13 protein-coding genes are annotated in these 20142 nt (G+C 40.1%); all 13 read right to left on the reverse strand.

Features of this window, described 5'->3' with window-relative positions:
- Nucleotides 1–50: 50 nt before the first annotated feature.
- The gene (locus ACFVU8_RS14550; RefSeq protein ID WP_387428087.1) at nucleotides 51–2621 is read right to left on the reverse strand and encodes a DNA polymerase; all 2571 of its coding nucleotides are present in this window, start codon (nucleotides 2619–2621) and stop codon (nucleotides 51–53) included.
- Nucleotides 2622–2750: 129 nt separating this feature from the next.
- Nucleotides 2751–3380 (reverse strand): hypothetical protein, encoded by a 630-nt coding sequence (locus ACFVU8_RS14555; protein ID WP_387428088.1) that lies wholly within the window; start codon nucleotides 3378–3380, stop codon nucleotides 2751–2753.
- A gap of 401 nt (nucleotides 3381–3781) precedes the next feature.
- Nucleotides 3782–4318, reverse strand: coding sequence for a sigma-70 family RNA polymerase sigma factor (locus ACFVU8_RS14560; protein WP_387428089.1), 537 nt, complete (start codon nucleotides 4316–4318; stop codon nucleotides 3782–3784).
- Nucleotides 4319–4409: 91 nt separating this feature from the next.
- On the reverse strand, nucleotides 4410–5492 hold the full coding sequence (locus ACFVU8_RS14565) for a toprim domain-containing protein (protein ID WP_387428090.1): 1083 nt from the start codon (nucleotides 5490–5492) through the stop codon (nucleotides 4410–4412).
- 77 nt (nucleotides 5493–5569) lie between these two features.
- A complete protein-coding gene (locus ACFVU8_RS14570) occupies nucleotides 5570–6853 on the reverse strand; it encodes a DnaB-like helicase C-terminal domain-containing protein (RefSeq protein WP_387428091.1) in 1284 nt (427 codons plus the stop codon).
- Nucleotides 6854–7027: 174 nt separating this feature from the next.
- Complete coding sequence (locus tag ACFVU8_RS14575; RefSeq protein ID WP_387428092.1) at nucleotides 7028–8029, reverse strand: FAD-dependent thymidylate synthase; 1002 nt, start codon at nucleotides 8027–8029, stop codon at nucleotides 7028–7030.
- Nucleotides 8030–8053: 24 nt separating this feature from the next.
- Entirely contained in the window at nucleotides 8054–8809 is a 756-nt protein-coding gene (locus ACFVU8_RS14580; RefSeq protein ID WP_387428093.1) for an ATP-binding protein, read from the reverse strand.
- A 69-nt stretch (nucleotides 8810–8878) separates the two neighbouring features.
- The gene (locus ACFVU8_RS14585) at nucleotides 8879–9967 is read right to left on the reverse strand and encodes a helix-turn-helix domain-containing protein (protein ID WP_387428095.1); all 1089 of its coding nucleotides are present in this window, start codon (nucleotides 9965–9967) and stop codon (nucleotides 8879–8881) included.
- 642 nt (nucleotides 9968–10609) lie between these two features.
- The gene (locus ACFVU8_RS14590) at nucleotides 10610–10915 is read right to left on the reverse strand and encodes a hypothetical protein (RefSeq protein ID WP_387428097.1); all 306 of its coding nucleotides are present in this window, start codon (nucleotides 10913–10915) and stop codon (nucleotides 10610–10612) included.
- Nucleotides 10915–11862: a peptidoglycan recognition protein family protein gene (locus ACFVU8_RS14595; RefSeq protein ID WP_387428098.1), complete on the reverse strand. Its 948-nt coding sequence runs from the start codon at nucleotides 11860–11862 to the stop codon at nucleotides 10915–10917. The genes ACFVU8_RS14590 and ACFVU8_RS14595 overlap by 1 nt, the downstream gene beginning before the upstream one ends.
- Nucleotides 11863–11921: 59 nt before the next feature.
- Nucleotides 11922–12275 (reverse strand): hypothetical protein, encoded by a 354-nt coding sequence (locus ACFVU8_RS14600; RefSeq protein WP_387428100.1) that lies wholly within the window; start codon nucleotides 12273–12275, stop codon nucleotides 11922–11924.
- Between the two features lie 412 nt (nucleotides 12276–12687).
- Nucleotides 12688–18804 carry a CBM96 family carbohydrate-binding protein gene (locus ACFVU8_RS14605; RefSeq protein ID WP_387428102.1) on the reverse strand — a complete coding sequence of 2039 codons (6117 nt, stop codon included), beginning with the start codon at nucleotides 18802–18804 and terminating at the stop codon, nucleotides 12688–12690.
- A 42-nt stretch (nucleotides 18805–18846) separates the two neighbouring features.
- A complete protein-coding gene (locus ACFVU8_RS14610; protein WP_387428103.1) occupies nucleotides 18847–20070 on the reverse strand; it encodes a hypothetical protein in 1224 nt (407 codons plus the stop codon).
- Nucleotides 20071–20142: the final 72 nt, after the last annotated feature.

Here is a 20142-nt window from a genome sequence, read left to right on the forward strand (position 1 = left end):
GTCTAGTCGTTTTGACTCACTTGGCGTACTAGAGCATAGAAAAATCCGCACTAGGCAGACTCATCTCCTCCTTCTAAAACTTCTTCGTCTTCACCTACATCAGCGAACATACCAACCGTGTACTCAATACCAAACTTAGCAAGTTTCTTCGTTACCTCGTCTTCAAACACTGTAGTCCAATCAAGAATTCCCTCATTAATCTGACGGATTTGCTCCTGAGAGAAGTTACCGCCCCAATAAGGACTAACTTCAAGGTCAGACTTGAAATTAATTCCTACATTATTAGGTATAACGTTTGCCATAGTATTAGTAATTTCCTTGAGTACAGCGGGGTCAACATCAGAAGGTGCATCAAAGATCAATTCATCGTGTACCTGAAGAATAAGGTGAATATCATCCTTCTCAAGTTGCGATACATAACCTTGACTCAACCACTCGTCACGATCAAATACTTTCGTACCATCTGGGCGTGTAGGATAGAACAGATTAACCATTGCTTTTTTACTTTGGTCTGCGGAGGAACCTTGTATTTTTGCATTACAGGACTGACGTTTGCAACGCTCAATTTTCCAATGCCAACCGGACTTTTTAAATAAAGAATCTTGTTTAGCTTCTGCAATGGTCTCCCCAAAACGTCTCTTCCGTCCAAGAACTGTCTCGATGTAACCTTTATTCAGAATCTCACGGTGTGTAGAAGCTTCCCATAGAAGGTAATTGGGAAGTCCTGCCTTAAATCCATCAATTAGTGATTGTGCTTCTTCCTTAGAAGAACCAATTTGGTCAGCTAATCCCATAGAAGTAATACCGTATACAACACCAAAAACTACTGATTTGATCTTTTTACGTAGTAACTCGAAGAAGGCTGCCAAAGAGAAAACCATGTTCTCACTGAAGTTATCAGGATCGATGTAATCTATCTCTTTATTATTGAAGTAGGTCACAGCGTATATTAATTCTTGAGAATGATTATACTTATTTAATATAGCCTTAATATTGTTGTCGGTTTTTTCCTCAGACTCGCCTTTAACACCACGAATCTTTTCAAACAAATCATAATCAAAGCCATGAATCTGACAAGTAACTTTACTGTGCATGTCCAGACCTAACTCAAAGATATCAATAAGCGTCTTTTCTTGCGTAAAGATTGCCAACCAGCGTAACTCCTGTTGGCTAAAGTCTGCGCTAACCAAAACTCTACCTTCAGAAGCGCGGAAAGCGTAGCGAATAAGATCGAATTTTGATGGTATTTGTTGCAAATTAGGATCACTACAGGAAACTCTCCCGGTTCTTACTAATTGATTGTAGTTGCAGTGTATAATACCGTTAATAGAATCTTCAGGAAGTTTATTGCAAAATGAATCAATGAGTTTTGATAACCCACGGTACTCAAGGATAAGTTCGATAACTCTATGTTCTCTTTTATTACGTGTTAAAACTTTCTTACTGGTTGATTTCTTAGGTACTTTTTTCTTAAGATCTGAATCGTAAACTAACTCAGGTTCAAGAATTTTATAATCTTCATAAATCTTCTGAGACACTTGTGCAGAAGATCCTAAGTTAAACTCTTCAATTACTTTATACTCTTCCTTGAATTTGATACCTTGTCTGTGACGGGTTTGGAATCGGGTAAGTGTAATAGTAGCACCTAAAATGTTATGAATTTCTTTCTTTAAATCTTTAGACTTTTCAGTAAGCACACGACCAATAACGTCCTTTAGAAACTTAGAATCGAGTTCTACGCCACGTCTTTCCGCTGTTACAAATACAGGCAACAACGGCATTTCAACCTCTCTAAACAGCTTATACACGCCCCCAAGGGCATAAGATGGGTTCTCTACTATCTGCTTTTGGTACGCAAACACCCAGTGCGTCATAAAAACATCATGACACGCGTAATAATTTGCAAGCCTGTGTGGTATGCTATCAAACGGTGTTTTTTTGAAAAGACTCCCGAACTTGAATGTAGGTCTTGTCATTTCATCCTGACTTAACTTACCTTGTGAAATTAACCAAGGAAGAGCATAAGAGTTGTACCATTCCTTTAGACCTTTAGGGACATTCTCATTCAGGAGCCCCCCCATAATCATCGTGTCCCAATATATATTAAAGGTAAGGTCAATATTCGCCCAATTCTTAAGGACGTGAATATCGAACTTAGCGTTAGCCATTACAATCCTCCTGTCTGCTTCAAGAAGGGGACGTAAAGCATCTGCTACCATATCAAAGGAAAGTGTTGGAATCTCTGAAGAAGACTCATGAAGGAAAGGTGTCATAGGTATGTTAAAATAATGCTCTGACATAAAACCAATTGAAATTGAGATTAGCCCGTCTTTCCAGTTATTCAATCCATACGTCTCGGTATCAAGAAACACATATGAGTCATCAACATACTTTTCCTTATATAACTTGTAATAATCAACAAGCCTTTGCAAAAGTTCAGGAGTGTTAATTAGTGTATAATTGTCAGGCATAACTATAGACGTTTCTATATCTAGTATCTGCTGATCCTTTTTTGTTAACTTCTTGGATTTCTTAACTTTCTCGGTATTTTTAGTTCTTGTCCTAGCTGTTTTCTTTTCACCTTTGTCTAAAATATCAAGGATTCTATTATCTTCAGACACACTAACACTTCCTAGGTTAGAGAAATTTAATAAAATCTTAACTGTATTTTCATGTTTCTTGCTTCAACCTGTGATATGATGGGTAAAAACAAGGAGATACGGTTAAGAACCTTCTATTATATACAGTTACTAAAATGGAAGTTTATTTTGCTGTGCAGATACTCCTTGTAACTGACCGTACCCTTGTCCACCTAGATGTTCGGTCATACCTTCTACAAGTTTCATAAATTTTGTAATTTCATCTGCAGAGTGTGCAGTAACTTGTGGATTGATATCAGGCATAGCTTCAATAACTTCTTGAGTTGGGTAATTAAATACTGGCTTACCGTTTTCAGGGGTTGGAATATACTTACGAGCTGAGTAGCTTGTATCACTTGCTCCTTTACCTGTACGGTAAATAGTTACAAAGTTCTTAGTTGGGTCAACTTCGTCCAGGTTAAAATCTGAATTCAATTTCTGAACGTGAGACTTCGCAAGAGAAACGAATTTAATTTTCTTATCCGCTGCATCAAACACTCGGAATTTGATTCGAAGTGCAGGATATTTTGAAGGATTTGCTTTGCACAATGGGCAAATATCTTTGCCAGGGCAACGAACGTACTTAGGGTTAAGGGTGGCTTCGTAGTGCTCACGAATACCAAGTAAATCTTCAAACCAATCAATGAAGAGTAAAGTCATAGGCTTTCCTTCTTCAAAATTAATAAAATCAGCCCCACCTGCTAAAATGTTTCCAAGACCTCTAACTACTGTGTTACTCATAATGTGTTTCCTCCAAATGTACTTTGTATTTAAGGATCATTGATCTCTCATTATTAGTGATAGTCCTATTCTTCTTGAAAGAGGCGAATGACTTTTTAAGTGACAAATGACCTAATCTTCTGGAGAATACTCTCACACTATAAATAGTGGTCTTATGCCTCTATAAACTTGAGATTGGTACCATATGTTGTCTATTCAATATTGTGGTAATGAATGATTTTTAAACCTTATGTTAAGCGCATAATAGTATATGAAACGCTTGTCAAGTAGTAAATCATATGATAGTATACTATCAGGAAACTGCGTCTTTAAGACAATAGATATATCATGCACAGGTAATTACAACCAATTGAACAAAACCCTTGATATGTGTGGTATACTTAGAATTAGGGAAGGTTAACTTACGCCTGACACACCTTTTTAAGTTTGTTCATTGCACGGGAAGCATGCGATTTATTAAGACCTAGCATGTTAGAAATTTCAGTAGGTTTCATGTCCATACCTTCTTCAGTAAAGAGCATGAAATCCATAATCTTTCTCTCTTGTGTGGTGAACTCAGAAATGTTATTCAAGTAGTCGTTCTTCACGTCCGACAATCCGAACCCTGCATCTACAGTCGCATAGGAAAAGTAGTCGATAGTCGAGCCATGCTCTTCGTCTGCACCATCGCAAAAGTTTACCGATGTACTATTTTTGGTAATCAAGCGGTTGTTCCTACGGTAGTGATCGTAAACTGTGCGTTGTACAACGGTGTGAGCGAAAGTGAAGACATCTTTTTTGATTTTACCTCCATTAATGGCAGTGAGAACTCTTAAAACGGCTTCACTTCTAACTTCCTCACGGTCTTCGTGTCTAACGCCTTTCAAGACGAAGTTGAAAATCGGTGTCATGGATTCGATATTGAAGTTTTGTACGGTTGTTTTTATTTGAGTAGTCATAGTTAATTCCTCCAATGGGTTCATGTGTAATGTTTTGCCTATTACTATTAGTGGTCGTTACATATCTACCAAAAGGTGCGAAACTATTTTTCTATTTGAATAAAGAACCGATAAGGTTGACATTTTGAGACTCTAACCTATCTAGCAAACCCAAATTCATGAGTTCATTTGAGTCTTTGACAATAGGAAAGACAGGATAGCGGACTTGGTTTACAACTATCCCTGCTCTATCCAAAATTTCAGAAGCGTCTTTCATGCCCTTAATGCCGGCTCTATCGTTATCTAGCATCATGTCAACCTCTGTAATACCAGCAAGTTGTAATTCCCGTACTTGTGTGCGAAACAAAATACGTCCATTAATGGACACAGCAGGAATACCCACCTGGTAATTGGACATACAGTCCGTAGGAGATTCGACCATACGAACTCTAGTAATCCGGTTAGAGGTGGTTCTAAGTTTGTTAATGAAGTGCAACCCAAAGACAATATCTTTTTTTATAGCGCTCCCTTCGTTGACGAACTTAGCACCATGGTAGCTGTTACCAATTTTTCTCTTCTGAATAAAGCGGAGTTGTCCTGTTCTTGTTCGTTGAGGGAAGACGATTGTTTTCGTGGCGGTATCAACGCATATCTCATAGGTATCCAACGTGTGTTCAGTAAACCCGCGTTGATACATGTACGACATAGCACTTTGATAAATTTTCTCGTTATTCTCTCTTGATTCTTTCATAGTGAGTAATGTGGATTCTTCTAAGTGTGATATTTCGTAGCTGTTCCTACGGTTGTCGATGAATCCGACCATATCAAACGTTTGTCGCTTTTCTTCGAAGATGTAGGTTGAAAGAAGTGTTTTTATACCTTCTCCTTCATTTAAGTCCAAAGCTTTCTCAATTAGATTGTCTATCGTGCCTAAGTAACCGCAAAAAAAACAGTTGCAGTGATACGGGGCTTCTTTAGAAATACCGAATGATGCTCTTGTTTCAGCATGTATAGGGCAACAACTCATGACCCAATCGCCTGTATCATTGAGTTTCGTAAAAGCGTGAGGGTTATTCATTGCTTTTGTGAGGTGCTGATAGGTAAAACGTAATTCATCAGTCAGTTCTTCAGGGTCTATAAAAAGGTTTTCGAGAATGTCTAAGTTGAGATTTTCCTTTTTTAGTTTATATTTCATCTTTATCCTCTAACATTTTGGAGTCCTCGAACTGACAGGTATAAGTGGATTTGAATATACCCCTCCCTCCTGTCGATTTAGAAGTATTGTTCCTCTATGGGGTCATCTAGTACGGAGACTATACCTACATCAAAATCGTATCGAACAAGAAACGACTGACCGCATGCGTTATTTCTATTTTTAATTACCATTATGCGGAATGTATTGTCACTTACTTTAACGATAGATATCCCTTTAGAAGCATCTTGGACAATAGAGAAAGCTTCCCCGATATCTGTTGCGTCTACATTCTCTGTCACGTCTTTCTTTATTTTCTTAAGTGCATCACGGTTCGCTTGAGCCACAACCATTGCAGGCTTTCCTGTATCAAGAATAACCTCGCGGATACCTGCTGACGTATCGAATAATCGTTGTCTAAGATCTCCACCGCCTCGTAAGGTAAGGCGTACTTTCGATAACTGGTCTAATGTCCACCGATTGTGACCTTCTCTTTCAAGTATCCGGTGTATTTCATCAAGCGTGAATGGCTTGCCCCCGTTACTATCAAGGTCATATATCACCATGTCTTTTTTCTTTTGCTTAAGACGGTCAATGTACTCGGTGTACGCATCTCTTTTTTCATTAGAAAGAGTACCCCGTGTGAGAGCGAGTCTTGATACTTGAGCCAGTGTATTGTCCCAATTCAGGGCAATCTCCGATGCTCGTTGTTCAAGGGCGAAGTAGGCAGGATAGTCATCCTCTAAAGTACTGTTCCAGGCCGCTGACATCATAAAAGAAGATATGAGTGTCTTTCCCATGTTTGTTGGTGCAAACACTAGGAAGTAATCAACAGCGCCTTCCTGGTATTCAAGCCCGTTGGTCGCTAAATCAAGCGGCTTAAATCCTGTAGTCAATCCTATAATCTCGCCTTCTACTCTACCGTGGATCTTGTTATATGTATTAAGACGTTCCTGTGCATTCCCAATGAACGAGTAGCCCCGTCCGCTTAAGCCCACTGACTTTAAAAATCTGCTGGATTCCAGTTGAAGTTGTTGTATAGCTGCTGTGGTTTCCCTTTTGGCGAAAGTCTCCGAAGCTGACACTAAAATTGGTTTAAACTCCCTATAAAGAAAGTCCTCTTTCACAGACCGAATTACATGCTCTATATTCTCTAATTCTACTAACTCAAATGTCTCGAACTTATTCATTACTGTTTCGATGGTCGGTAAGTCTCCAGTTTCTTTCTTGAACCTGCTTATATAAGAAAAAGCTTCTTTGTGCACTTGAAAGTATTTTTCAGTAATTCCGGCATTCTCCACTACGCTCCACTCTTTTGCGTTCAAAACGTGGTTGAGCAGTTGAAGTTCTTCTATTCCCGCCATCAGGACCCCTCCCTCATACCTTTACTATCAGTAGTCGCACTACCTTAGTAATAAGTTGCAGAGGTTAGTTGTGTCCACATCCTAAAACATACTTATGGAATATTTTGAATATTTTGAATATTATTATTTATTACTTATCATACGCCTTTTATGTCTAGTTCCTTCTATACGGTTCTATACGGGCACACCTACTCTACGAAACGCAGTCAGCAGGGCTTGTGCGTTCTTCTGCTTCTCGTTTAGTGTGTGTACATCATCTCTTAGCTTAAATAAGTGCTTCCACTGCTTTAGTGGGCGGGTTTCAATATACCTGGAGTAAATTGCGTTGGGTAAGATGGAACTTGCTAACTCTTTTGCTCTAAGCTTACTGTCTCCACGTGATTCACAGAACGCCATAACTTTGTCATAAGACAAGGCAATAGTGTGCATGATATCTCCGTAAGTCACTTGAATAAGACCATCTGCTTCGCTGTATATAACATCTGTATTAGACAAACCAGTGGGGACATAGTATTTAAAATCTGACATAGATACATTGCGTTGGGAAATTTCGGAGCGCCCCAGCATGTCTGAATGACATGCGTCCTGAAGGAGCATTGCCCTGTCGGAAACAATCTCAACGGTAACTGTGGTGTGCATTTCTAATTCATAGTCCGTTAAACCTAATTCCTTCAGTGCAATATAATCAGATGACAAGACCGTAGGTTGAAGATGATCTGTGTCGTTTTGGAGGTAAGGATTGTCACTACCTTCTATTTGATATGTGTTCTCTACAAACCATCTGAGGGATGGTACAATAAACAACTTATTCATTAAATGTTGGAGTAATTTGTTTTCATTACAAGAGAGTGATAGATCTATGAATGATAAGATATTCAAGGATATGACAAAATCCCAATTGCTTTGCGGGTCTCTTGACCATCTAATATTATTATTATATTCCTTCAATGAAACTAGTGAATCCAGTATATCATGGTAATTAACCCCGTAAACTGAAGAAATGGTAAATACTATATTTCCGTGATTTATAATATTCATGTGTTCCTTTTTCATAATATCACGCATTAATTTATGGATTTCAACCTTACTTTTTTCAAAATCGTCGTAACAACGGAGAGCAATATACTCAACTAATTTGTGATAATCCGGTGTTGAATATACTAACCTTGTTTCCATTATAAAGCTTCACTCCTAGTAGGTTTAGTATTTATATGTGTTGTCGGCTCTTCTGTCCCTACCACCCAAAGGGATTACCATTGTATTGTACATCATTCTTGAAACTACCATTTCCCCTAACATATCATCCTGTCGGAGTAGTACATCCGAAAAGTTAGACGTAAATATGATGCTTTTTTTTTCCTCTTTACGGCAGTCAATAACGTCATAAATCAGGTCACGTATAATCGGTGTAATTCGACCTGAGCCGATATCATCCAAAACAAGCAAGGGAACGTCTTTCATTTGTGTTAATTCCTTGTGCACTTCGTAAGTGAATTGGTCATCATTTCTAGTAAATACATCCCTATTCCGGTTAGCCCACGCCCCGAACTTGATGTACATAGCTACAGGACTTTCGTAATCAAACCACTCAGGGTCACGGCAAACTTTATATAGAAACTCATTAAGGACAGCATTAGCAGTCCAAGACTTACCAGTACCTTTTAGATTGTTAATCAACGCTAAATTAGTACCTGATTTTACAAACCCTACTGGGTTGTTCAGTAGTTCTTTAATGATTTCAGAGAAATCCGCATTGTCTTTATCAGCTACGTAATTGAATAGATTTGCATTTTGGTATTCTTTAGGAACTTTTGCTAAGCACACTGCCTTAGTCACCATTTCATACCCAACGCAGTATGTCTTTAAGTAATCTGCCGGTAGTTTTACTACTCCACTTTTAAGTTTACACCAATCACGCACAACGCAAGAACTACATGTAGTAAATAAGTCCCTCATTATAATTCCCCTTTTTATATCGGAAGACCCAATTGAAAAATTAATACCATCACCAAATATTGAAAAATATTACAAAATGTCAGATTGTTTAATCCGTTCCAGAAATTCTTTAGCAGATATACCGTAGTTTTCATGTTTTTCCTCTGACGTTTGTACTTTTTTGTCTTTAGCCACTAGATAATGTGGACGCAAGCCCTTCTCTATAAATAGTTCAATCTCTATTATCCTACCGGAAGTGCAGAACACCTCAAGCGATTGGGGATCGTACTTCATTTCAAAGAAAGAGTCAATCAAGTTCTTAACTTTGGCTTTATCGCCACCTTGATTCCTGATTACACGCTCAAACATTCCCCTATGCTTATTACGCGCAACTACATGTGTCTTGTCAGTCGCGTTAATGAACTTCTCATAGAAGTATTGAACAAAGTTGTCATTCTTCCACTTGCTTACATCGTCAGGTAAACAATAGCGACTTGTCCCGCATAGAACATCTCCCACTTTTTTAGGGCCGCCACCTAGAGGTACTGCGGTAGCTATGGATTGTTGTGGGGAAAATAATATATTTGATTTTTCAATCAAATAATCCAGAGGTTTAAATGTGTCCTCGCTATCCTTATTTACCATTTCCAAAAGTGTTTCCTTCAGACCTAGCTCTGTCTTATCGTTGACCGAGATGTCTTTGAATTTTATACCTCTATAATTAATTTTTGAGATTACATCCATAAGACAGTCATATACATTCTCGTAAAGGCCTGTTTCAATCTCCCTGTTTACCTTGTTGACTGCCCGCCAGAACATCTCAGATACGTGCAGGTGGGAGATCTTATCAATGTCAACCAAATAATAGGTATTGGTTCTTCCGTTACCATTACGCTCTTTCTGTATAAACCCTTTTTCTACTAACTCATCAACGTACTTGATAGCGGTTTTTTTTGAGCAGTTGCAAGCCATGGCTATCCTTGAAATTGAAGGAAACGCTGACCGCCCTTGCTCAAATATATAACCGGAAATAACTCCGTAAGCTATTTTAGCTGTACCCGATAAATTTAAGCTATGTACAACCATTCTTGGTAATTGCACATGCCCTCTATTTACCGAATCATGATAAATAAACTGCTTTTCACTTGATACTACCAGCTGTCCTTTATTTGCCTCCATCGCAAATCATCTCCCACTCTCAGTAGTCGTGATAAGTATGAATAAAGTTGCTGGATACGAAATAGAGGAACATGTGTTCGCTTTTAGTGTGGTTAAATTTAACACATCTACGTACATTAGGTCAATAGGTAAAATTAGTATTACTATAGAGCACAACACTGGAAATACAAATACAAAAACCTTTTCTGACTAATCTCACATGTCCTTTCTGCCAGGAGTTAAGGTAAGTGTCCGGGGTTCTTATGCAGTTAGGGTTCGTGTAATGCCACGACCAAACACATAACGGTTCAAATATGTTCTAATTCTGAAAGGATTTCATCGCAAACGAATATAACAGTGATTTAATGAACAAAAAGAAGCCCGAAGGCTTCTTGTACTAGGCTATACGCTCTTTCCTGCCGCTAATCATCTCACAGCGAAATCAAGAACTGCCGATCAGCAGTTAAGGCACTTTCAACTCAATTCATCCTCGTTCGGGTGTCTCCAATTGATTTTCATTACTAGTAAACCCCTGACACCCATATAATGTGTGCATAACTTGCTCCAATACATTATGGTGTTTACTGCCACATTTCTTACAATCGTAATTCAGTTCAACCAACCTCACTTACTTATGTGTGTAATTTTGAATTTTGTCGGATATTATGTTGATTTAAGAATGTCAAATTTCTTGAGTAGACCATTGAGATAGTTTGCACCACGGGATGCTAGAATACCTGCAGTAACCATCGAAGCGTAAGCGGATAGCCCGGTCAGACCAAACGGGTTAAGGCCGAATGCTAGTGCCAACGCGACACCGATTCCTATAGAGACTCCATACGTAGTCTTGTCCTTTACAGGAAATACATTTTTGATGATTTCTGTAACTGCTTCAGTTAAGCTCGCCACGAATAGCCACATACCTACAGAAGCTAAAGCATTAGCTAATACTGCTGATAGTGTAACCATTACTTAATCACCTGCCTTGTGATTATAGCGAAGTTGATTGTGGCCAACTCCCCCGCTGTTAAAGTCTCGCTCTCAACCTTCTTAATCCAGTCAGCAGGACTGTTAATTAGTGGCGATCCGTCCAGTCCGTTCAGTTTGCTCATTGCATTCAAACCATTAACAAATAGCGCCTTTTGCCATGCTTCGAGTTTCATAGGGGAGTCATCCTCACTCTCTTCTTTCGCCTTCTTGCTGTTAGACCAAACCCACGAACCATCAGAAATCTTACGTATGTTGGCATTCTCCAATTGTTGAGCATAAGTAAAGGCTGTAACATAATCGGGAAAGTCTTTAAGTTTCTTATTGCCCTGATAGACACTATAGAATAGTTCTTCTACAGTACAACTAGCATACTCTTTAACTACATCGCTCAGAAATTGCGCTTTACTGATCCCCATAATTTTAAGGGCATTTTTAAAAGGGTCTGTCTTGCGGGTAGGGTCTAGTTCATTGTGCCCTACGATGTTTTTAGTTGGGCTAATGTTGAATTTGTAGCACAGGTAAGCAATATACCATATATACCTCTTGTAAGACTCTGCATTGTCGATACTGCCCTTCTGCCACGAATAGCATAGCTCTACACCAATTGCTGCATCGTTAGCGTCGGCTCCAAACAAGGCATTGTCAGTAGGTACATTATATAGAACATGCCAAGCCTTCTCAGGCTTACCTATAGTAGCAGGTATACATTCTATAATCTGCTTGTGGTCTATGAAGGTGTGTGCCGATGCAGAAATATCATTTGCAGAGTTAGTGTAGTAACTTACATTCCCCGCGGCTGTACTACCGTCATTTCCGGTATCGTGTGCTACGATAAAAGTTACCCGCGGCATTAGATTACCGGAACGTCTCTTAGTCTTGTTTGGTAGTAGTTTCTGTACAATCTCATATTTCATCTTGAAAGCCATTCGCAAATCTCCTTTCACGTTCTTCTTTTTAAGAGTAGAAATTATAGTTAACTTCAGTATTAGGCATTTCCTCCTTGTCTAGTAAGTCTCTCTACTAGCTCTTCCACTTTCTTATTCAGTAATCTATTCTCCGTGATAAGCTCCATGTTTTCTCTACGTAGGACAGTAATCTCGTCACTCAGTCTTTTTACTTCGTCTTTGCTGTCTTTCATTTCTTGGCGCATCTCAGCACGGAAAACTTGTTCGTCCTTCGAGAGCAATTCTCTCTCAGTCACTTTGTCTTTACCTTTGCCGCTGACATACCCGATCACGCCCGTAATTACCGAAACTGCGCCGCCAACAATTGCTACGATGATTCCTACGTCCATATCTTTTGCCCGACCTTTCTCATAGACTGCTTGTAGTAATGGCAAGTCACATAATCCATATTTTATTGGGTTATGTACCACCTGATAATGGGAGATGATGCTAAATGAATTATGTTGAGACCTTCCTTAATTACCTACAAACAGAGACAAGAACTCTTCCAGGCACACTATCGGAAATTACAAACGAGTCATAAACATATTGGAAAGTATATCTCCCATCTTGAGCTTCTAAAAAGAGCAAGCGCCACCAGCAATCAGATGATTCGTGCCCTCAAGACTTTCTTCCACTGCTAGTAGGATAGAAAACATCAATTTTGATTAGCATGATATGTAAAGGTAACAAGAAAAGAATGAACCCTATTTATACAGGAATTACCACTAAAAATATCATCCTCCGCAACTCCAATATAGGTAATTTCAGACACAAAATAACCCCTACCTAGTAGGGGTTATTTTGTTACATTATGAAGCAATATCCGTAGTCAGCGACAACGTCAATAGTTGATACTAAATCGTTACGATGAGGTATGTTAACCTTAGATGGAATTGTGCGGAATTGCCATGTTTCAATAAACGATGGAATATCTAAGTTGTCACGTTTCCTTACCACGATTTTACCATCAAAGTCCTTGTCAGCACTTCGTCTTACGGTAACCGTAGATTCTAAGTCCGAGTTCTCAGTACGTCTAACGGTAATTCTACATCCTAGTAAGTCAGCACTCTCCATAATTTCAAACCGCATTGGAATCTCTGAGAAATCATTTCTGCGTACAATAATTTTGGAGTTAACGAATTTCCATTGGATGGTGTTAATACTACCGTCAATTTCGCTATTGCCTCTAACCTGTACCGTAATCTTGCTTGGCTTATTTGATTCCATGGAACGTCTGACCACTAACATGGAGTTCAGGTCGTTTCTGTATAGAACTTCAACACTGGAAGGCATGTCGCTGTCATCTACAGGAATGATGAAGACCTTACCTGTCATTTTGTTTATGCTCGCTACTCCTACTGTAGAAGACAAGTCTTTGTCAACCCTGTAGATAATGCTTAGGTCTGAAGGTAGGTTCCCTCCCCCTTTAGCTTTAACTGTCAAACCAGAAGGAATGTCGATACCATCGTACAATACGACTGTTACACTACTTTCAATGTCCGCTGTAGGTGTGATACCTAACAAGCCCTCAATATCGCTCTCTCCAACAGGGATGAAGTCAACTTGACCTGTCATGCTATTGTCGAAACGTACACCTAGTGTTGAAGGCATGTCGTAACTTACTACCGGACGGATTGAGGACACGAGTTCGTTTGTGCCCCAGCCAATAATATCAGCCGTGCCCTCCATCGTGTTGGTTTCTCTAACAGCGATTCTAGCAGGAAGGTACTCCTGAAGACCATACATAATGTTAACGGTAGCTTTAATATCCTCACTACCTACTGCCATAACCAATATCTTGCCGAGTCTATCATTGTGACCAAAAACTTTGGGCTGAATTGTACCAACAATCTGAGACCATTCTTGTACTTGCAGAATGGAAGGGATCTCTGAAATGAATCGATTCTTAACTCCAATTGTGCCTTTCAGATCGTTGTCAGCGTAAGCAGGTACAGAGATGACGGAGAATAAATTACCGGAGATGATCTGGATGAATGAAAGTATCATGCTTGCGCCTACAACCGCCATTTTTCCAGTTATATCATCCTTGTACTTAACGTAAACAACTGCATCCAAAACCCTGCTGCCGGCATATACAACGTCTATGTTTGATCGGAGATCACTTACTTTGATAACCGAAAGGCTCGATTCCATTTGCTGTCTGCTTACGATTAATGAACCGGCCAATTCGTCTTCCTTTGTCCCTCTGATATGAAGAGTAGAAGAAAGATCACTACGCTCTTTAACCGTAAACTTTAGTTCAGCGTTACTGCGGCTGACGGCTAATACTCCGTCCATTTCATCCAAATTCTCAACCTTGATCTTAACAGTAGAAGGTACATCGAAAGGCAGTGTAATTTCAGCACTAGATTGAATCTCAGGTTTAGATACTGCGACGGTGCTAATGAGGGAATCGAACCACATTGGCTCTATATTCAGCTTGGACTTTAAATCCTTCTTGGATAGAACCTCTAATCTTACTTCAAGACTGTCTCTTGAAACCATCAGTGCCGAAGGAATCTCACTCTCTCCTACAACCGTAACTACATTGATTGTGGAAGGCAGGTCTTCTTTTCCATCTTTATAGGTAACATTGACAAGAATTTCAGAATACAGGTCTCTTGTTAGGTTACGTGCAACTATTACCGAACCAGCGATTATATCCTCTCCATCGAGACGTTTAACCGCGATGATGGAATCTAGGTCTGCACATTCAGTAGCCTCGATTGTAACAGATCCGTCCAAGTTCGGTCTTGAAACAGTTATCTTTGAATTCAGATTTTCTTCCGGATTCCCTCTGACGGTAAAACGAAGCTCAATGTCATTGTGCGGAAGAACGTAAATGCATGATGGTCTCTCTTTAATATTGACATTCAGCCATGAGAAGAAGTCTTGCTCCCCAATGACTTTCGGTCTAATGATAGATGGGAGGTCCACCCTGTTAAGTATATAGAAACTAACTGGAATCTCAGGTCTGCTCACCGTCATTATGGAGTCAATGGTGTTGAATGATTTCTCAGCCACCCATAGACTTGCAGGTACCTCAAAAAGATTGCGGTGCACTGCATTAATCGTGGAAAGCATATCCGGTTTGCTGACATCAACTATACCTGTGAACTCATTATTTCGAGTTACTTCCAGGGTGGAAGGAATGTCCAAATTCAGCCAAGCAGGTACTCTAATTCTCAACCTAGAGTTCAAGTTCTTACGTGAAGGCACCCTAATGCTAGTGTCGATGTTGGAACGACCGAAACTCCAAATTGCAGGGTCGAAGTACGTAACTACTAACTGAGCTGCTTTTTTAGCTTCCTTAGTAAAGAAATAGTCGGATTCAGGTTTGCTCTCATCCTCAGCAAGTACGTAGAAGCTAATTAAGTTGTTCCCCGCCAAGTAGTTCTCGCTAATAAACTCTTTGACGTTGAAGGAAATATAACCATCCGTATCATTTATTGTGAACGTGTCAGAAATCTCTACGCCTTGCAGTGGTTTGTTGCCCCAAGTAACTCCGGTCTCAGACCACTCACCATTCACTGCGAATAGCTTCAGCTTCTTGGTTACTGGCTTACCGTAGAACATACGGAGTTCAACATAATCCACTAAGTAACTATCTTTTAGTTTGAAAAGGTCGAATCCGATAAGGGAACGTAAAACCTTACCTTTATAGTTTCCTACTGCAAAGGTTGTCTCTTCACCATAGTTTAGGGTTGGTACATCTTCTCTAATGTAAGCATCCTTGATGGCTTCTAGTGTTGAGTGCTCACGTACTGGTTGTACGATATCCACTACACCTGTCATCTTATTTGTAGGTGTTACGCCCATGATACTTAAGAGATCTGCCGCCCCACCTTCAACGACATTAACATTGGTTGCAATGTCACTGTGGGCACGAATCTTAGCCGAAATTTTAGAAGCCAACTCCGACATGTCAGGATACATAACTTTAATCTTACCGTTAATATCTGCACGATAGGGTATTGAAATCTTGCCGTAAATACTATCATTATGCAGAATATATACTTCAGAGTTCAAGTCAACGGGCTCTGTCCTGCGAACAGTGATTTTACCATTAAGGTTCTTGGTAATCCAAACGTCAATGTTAGCAGTAATGTCTTCCTTGTCGGTCTTTCTCACTATAATCTTGCTGTTTATGGTGTTCTCAATGAATTGACGAACAACAATTTGTCCATCCAATACATTAAAGCTGTAAACATCAATCGTGGAGTCTACGTCACTTACCATCCGAATCCGGACAACGGCTTGACCTTCAATATCTCGGTTACCATAGGCAGGCACTTCGATTCTACTGAACAGATATCCAGAGTTTACTCGGATATTGGAAGGTATCATGCTTGCTCCAACAATGTCCATTTCAGAAGGGATGTCTGTTCTGTACAGGACATATGTCTTGGACGGCAGGCTAGAAGAATCTGATTGGCATACAGTAATTGCTCCGGTTAAATCTGAGTGTAGTCTAGGAGTGATTGTACCCGCCATGTCTGGCCTGGATACATCTACAGACGACTTCAATGGTTTGTGTTCAGTACGTCTCGCGGTTACACTACCATCCAGCAAAGAGTAACCATTTACCTTGATAGTGGATACCAAAGATGGTCTGCTCACTGCAATGTTACCATCCACTTTATCAGAAGCAGAGCGTCTTACAGACAGTTTACCCAACAAGTCAATGTACGGGCTAACCTCAATGGTACTTACTAACTGGAATCTGTTAGCTGTAATGCTTGAAGGTATATCGGTGTCTTTGCCGCCCTGAACGATAATTTCACTTTCTAAGTCGTCACGGTACAATATGTAAATGCTACCAACCCTGACTCTCTCACTAATCATGAAACTGGACTCTAAGTCTTTGTCATCCGAACGTACTACTGTAATACTACCTGCTTTATCATCGTAAGGTCTGACATAGATACTTGCTGGTCTTACCTTAACGTTTACTACAGCCCAACCATAGAGAGGTTCTTCAGCTTCTACTCGAACTCCTAGCTGCAATTCAAGGTCAGCAGTATGTTTTACATACAACTCCATTGACAAGTCAGGTTTGGAAATTGTTATAGTACAGTTCTCTAGGTCGTATAGATCACCTTCACGAACAGAAACCGTTGCGTCCAGGTCATGCCACGTATTAACCCTAACTGTAGCTGAACCGTCCAAGTCCGGTCTGTTAACTATGAAGCGAGATGGCCAGCTTTCGTCCCTGTTTCCGTTAGGAGTTACATTTATCTTAGACGATATTTCATCCTTGTCCGACTTCTTAAATACGTTAATCTTGGAAGTCAGGTTCTTGAATGCAGGGTGAACGACTAGGATTATGGTATCAATTCCAGAACGGCCTGTGCTTCTGATAACTTCATCATAGTATGTGTACTCGATGGTAGGTGCTAATGACTTACCTGCATCCATTGAGAAGAACTGAACCGATGTGTCACTTTCGTTTACCGCTTGTAAGTAAAGATCAAGGTCGTGTCTTCCCTGCCCCTTGGCTTGCAGTACGAAATCAGTTATGTCAAAGGTAATAAAACCTTTATCTGTGTCTGTCAGATATTCTCCAACGCTTACTACATTTCCAGAGTCCGGTTGGTTGTTCCACGTTACCCCATACTCCGACCAAGTGCCATTCACGGCTCTAAGTTCAAGCGGGATCGTTGGAGTTCTTCCTAGAGAGTGCTTAAACTTGGCAACGATCCTCTCAAGCTTAAAGTCACTCGTCATACTCAGAATATCCGATATGTCAAACCCAATAAGGCTTCGGAATATTTCGGACTTGGCTTCGCTGTAACCAGTTAATAAGGTCTGCTCTCCGCCATAGTTCAGCTTAGGGTAAGCTTCACGAATGAACGCATCACGTTTAGCTATGATGGTGTCAGTCATTCTTGACGGCTGTTGAATATCTACGATGGCAGTCATTCTATTGCTTGGAGTTACACCTAGCGTCATTAGTAAATCTGTCACTTGTTTTACGTTGATTTCAGATACAATGTCGCTATCGTCAGTACCCCAAATATCTGTAGTACCCGTCATGACGTTTCTCATACGGACACCAATTCTACCGTTTAGGGATGATGTGCTGACACCCATGGCGAAGATTCTTGAGTTAAGGTCACTATCTCCCCGCCCGAAAATCTCTACTTCCCCGCCCATAATGTTCTTCTCACGAACCGCTATGTGCGTTTTAAGATACTCATTACCGTATCTCTTGACTTTCACATTAGAACCAAGGTCTGAATCTCTAACACCCCAAATGAAAGCAGTAGCATCCATTATATTGTTCTCACGAACTGATATGGAACTTGCTAAAGCTTCTGTGATCGGGGGAGATACCGCGATCTTACTTACAAGCTCAGTGTTGTTGTAAAGTACTACTCCATTTACTTCATGACTAGCTGTAAAGTAAGAATCAATAGGGTCAGTCATAGTATCTGCTGTAAAAGTCATTGACCTTGAGTAAAGCCCATGATTTAAAGTAAATGCGTGCGTGTCGTAACTATAAGCTTTGGTGCTATGCTTCACACCTATATTGAGGGTGGATTTTATCGGCAATGATTCACTTGAGTTTGCAGTGAAACTCATTGACATGTCGTGAAGTATGTGTTGTGCAGTGAGAGGAAGTACACTACGTCCATATTCCTTCGTGCTGTGAGTAGCTCCAATGCTTATACTGCCCTTTATCGGCAATGTTGTTGATGATGCTGTGAATACCGTTGGTACGTTAGCCACCACTTTATGAGTAGCGCCAATACTTATACTGCCCCTTATCGGCAATGTTGTTGAAGATGCTGTAAATACCGTTGGTACGTTAGCCACCACTTTATAGTTAGCCGTCAGTGCCACGGGCTGGAGCTTCTTTATAACAACGTGCAAAGCCTTAAATCCAGACTCCGCACCGATGATGGATGACGCTGACATTTCAATCACTTCCTATCCCATTGTATTGAGATGAAAAACCCATTACTCTGCCGAAGTGACTGTTACAGTTATATTGAACTGCCCCGCACCCGTAACCCCAATTTGGGTCTTTACTCGAACGAATAAATCAAACTCCCTGCCCGGAAGTATGTTTAAGTTGTTAACTGACATTGGATTGTAGTTATCTTTAAACGTACCGTCCATGCTGAACTCAAGTTCCGTTTTGGTCGATACCCCATCTGCCCTTACCCAACCAACGTCAATCCCCTTAATCTTATATTTGTATCCGTTCTTTAACCTAACCTTCTTTATCGTAGAGTTGCCACCCTCAAGTACCGCCCCAAAATCGATGTTGGATATTGGTCTTCCTGCATCTAACATTAGAAAAGCTCTGAAGTCTTCGAACCACAACTTAGGGAAGGTTACAGGTTGTACAACCCAATAAGTATTAGCGCTACTTCCTTGATTCGCGTTTAAGTTAAACATATAGTTAGGGTCTTTAAGTGTAGAATCCGGATAAAGTGTCACCATTCCCGTTGTTACACTATATCCCAAATTACTAATCCTGCTACTTTGATAAACATTCAGCATTTGTTGCGGGCTTACTCCTGATATACCTCCAACAACACCACCGAAATAGGAAGTATGACTCATATTGCTTGCTGTATTTGAAGCCCACACATTGTAAAGAAGAGAGGAAGAAGCGGTCATATAACCCATGACCCCGCCTACGTAACTACCGTACTGTCTTATGTCTACATCCAGTACGTATACGTTGCGTACCAGACCATTGACTAGGTGACCTATAATTGCACCGGAGTTAGAATTGACATAGAACCTTCCACCTTTAACATAGACATTTTCAATCGAACCACCAGTACCCATGTAACCACATATGGCAGATTGATAAGTGTAAGCTGTAGCTTGGATATCAACATTCTCCATACCAAAGTTTTTAACAACACCAGTCGCACCAATGTACGGAAATAATCCACTATAATTTGCATTCGGGCGTGAAAAGTAGTTTTTTATTAAATAACCGTCTCCGTCAAATGTGCCCATGAATGGCGTGTTATGTTTAATAAAAAAACCTACTCCTGTGTTGTACGGTAGTACGTTAAGGTCTATATCATTAACAAGCTTTGCACTCATGTTGGTGTTAATGGTGTCTACTTTATTCAAGAACTCGAATAGATCATAAGCATCTTCGATTAAGTACGGTTTGTTAGCAGAGCCGTCCCCGCCCCCGTACATTCCATTAGCCATTTATATAACCACCTCTCGATTAGTATTAGACAGAAAAAATCCCTTACTACCATTATAAGATAGTAAGGGCTA

The sequence above is a fragment of the Paenibacillus sp. NPDC058177 genome, from assembly GCF_042883835.1.
In the GTDB taxonomy this organism is placed as follows: domain Bacteria; phylum Bacillota; class Bacilli; order Paenibacillales; family Paenibacillaceae; genus Paenibacillus_AQ; species Paenibacillus_AQ agri.

Excerpts from the sequence above, each read along its gene's own strand:
- ACFVU8_RS14570 (WP_387428091.1), bottom strand. The coding sequence starts at position 6,853 with ATGGCGGGAATAGAAGAACTTCAACTGCTCAACCACGTTTTGAACGCA.
- ACFVU8_RS14555 (WP_387428088.1), bottom strand. The coding sequence starts at position 3,380 with ATGAGTAACACAGTAGTTAGAGGTCTTGGAAACATTTTAGCAGGTGGG.
- ACFVU8_RS14560 (WP_387428089.1), bottom strand. The coding sequence starts at position 4,318 with ATGACTACTCAAATAAAAACAACCGTACAAAACTTCAATATCGAATCC.
- ACFVU8_RS14590 (WP_387428097.1), bottom strand. The coding sequence starts at position 10,915 with ATGGTTACACTATCAGCAGTATTAGCTAATGCTTTAGCTTCTGTAGGT.
- ACFVU8_RS14580 (WP_387428093.1), bottom strand. The coding sequence starts at position 8,809 with ATGAGGGACTTATTTACTACATGTAGTTCTTGCGTTGTGCGTGATTGG.
- ACFVU8_RS14585 (WP_387428095.1), bottom strand. The coding sequence starts at position 9,967 with ATGGAGGCAAATAAAGGACAGCTGGTAGTATCAAGTGAAAAGCAGTTT.
- ACFVU8_RS14595 (WP_387428098.1), bottom strand. The coding sequence starts at position 11,862 with ATGGCTTTCAAGATGAAATATGAGATTGTACAGAAACTACTACCAAAC.
- ACFVU8_RS14565 (WP_387428090.1), bottom strand. The coding sequence starts at position 5,492 with ATGAAATATAAACTAAAAAAGGAAAATCTCAACTTAGACATTCTCGAA.
- ACFVU8_RS14575 (WP_387428092.1), bottom strand. The coding sequence starts at position 8,029 with ATGGAAACAAGGTTAGTATATTCAACACCGGATTATCACAAATTAGTT.
- ACFVU8_RS14605 (WP_387428102.1), bottom strand. The coding sequence starts at position 18,804 with ATGTCAGCGTCATCCATCATCGGTGCGGAGTCTGGATTTAAGGCTTTG.
- ACFVU8_RS14610 (WP_387428103.1), bottom strand. The coding sequence starts at position 20,070 with ATGGCTAATGGAATGTACGGGGGCGGGGACGGCTCTGCTAACAAACCG.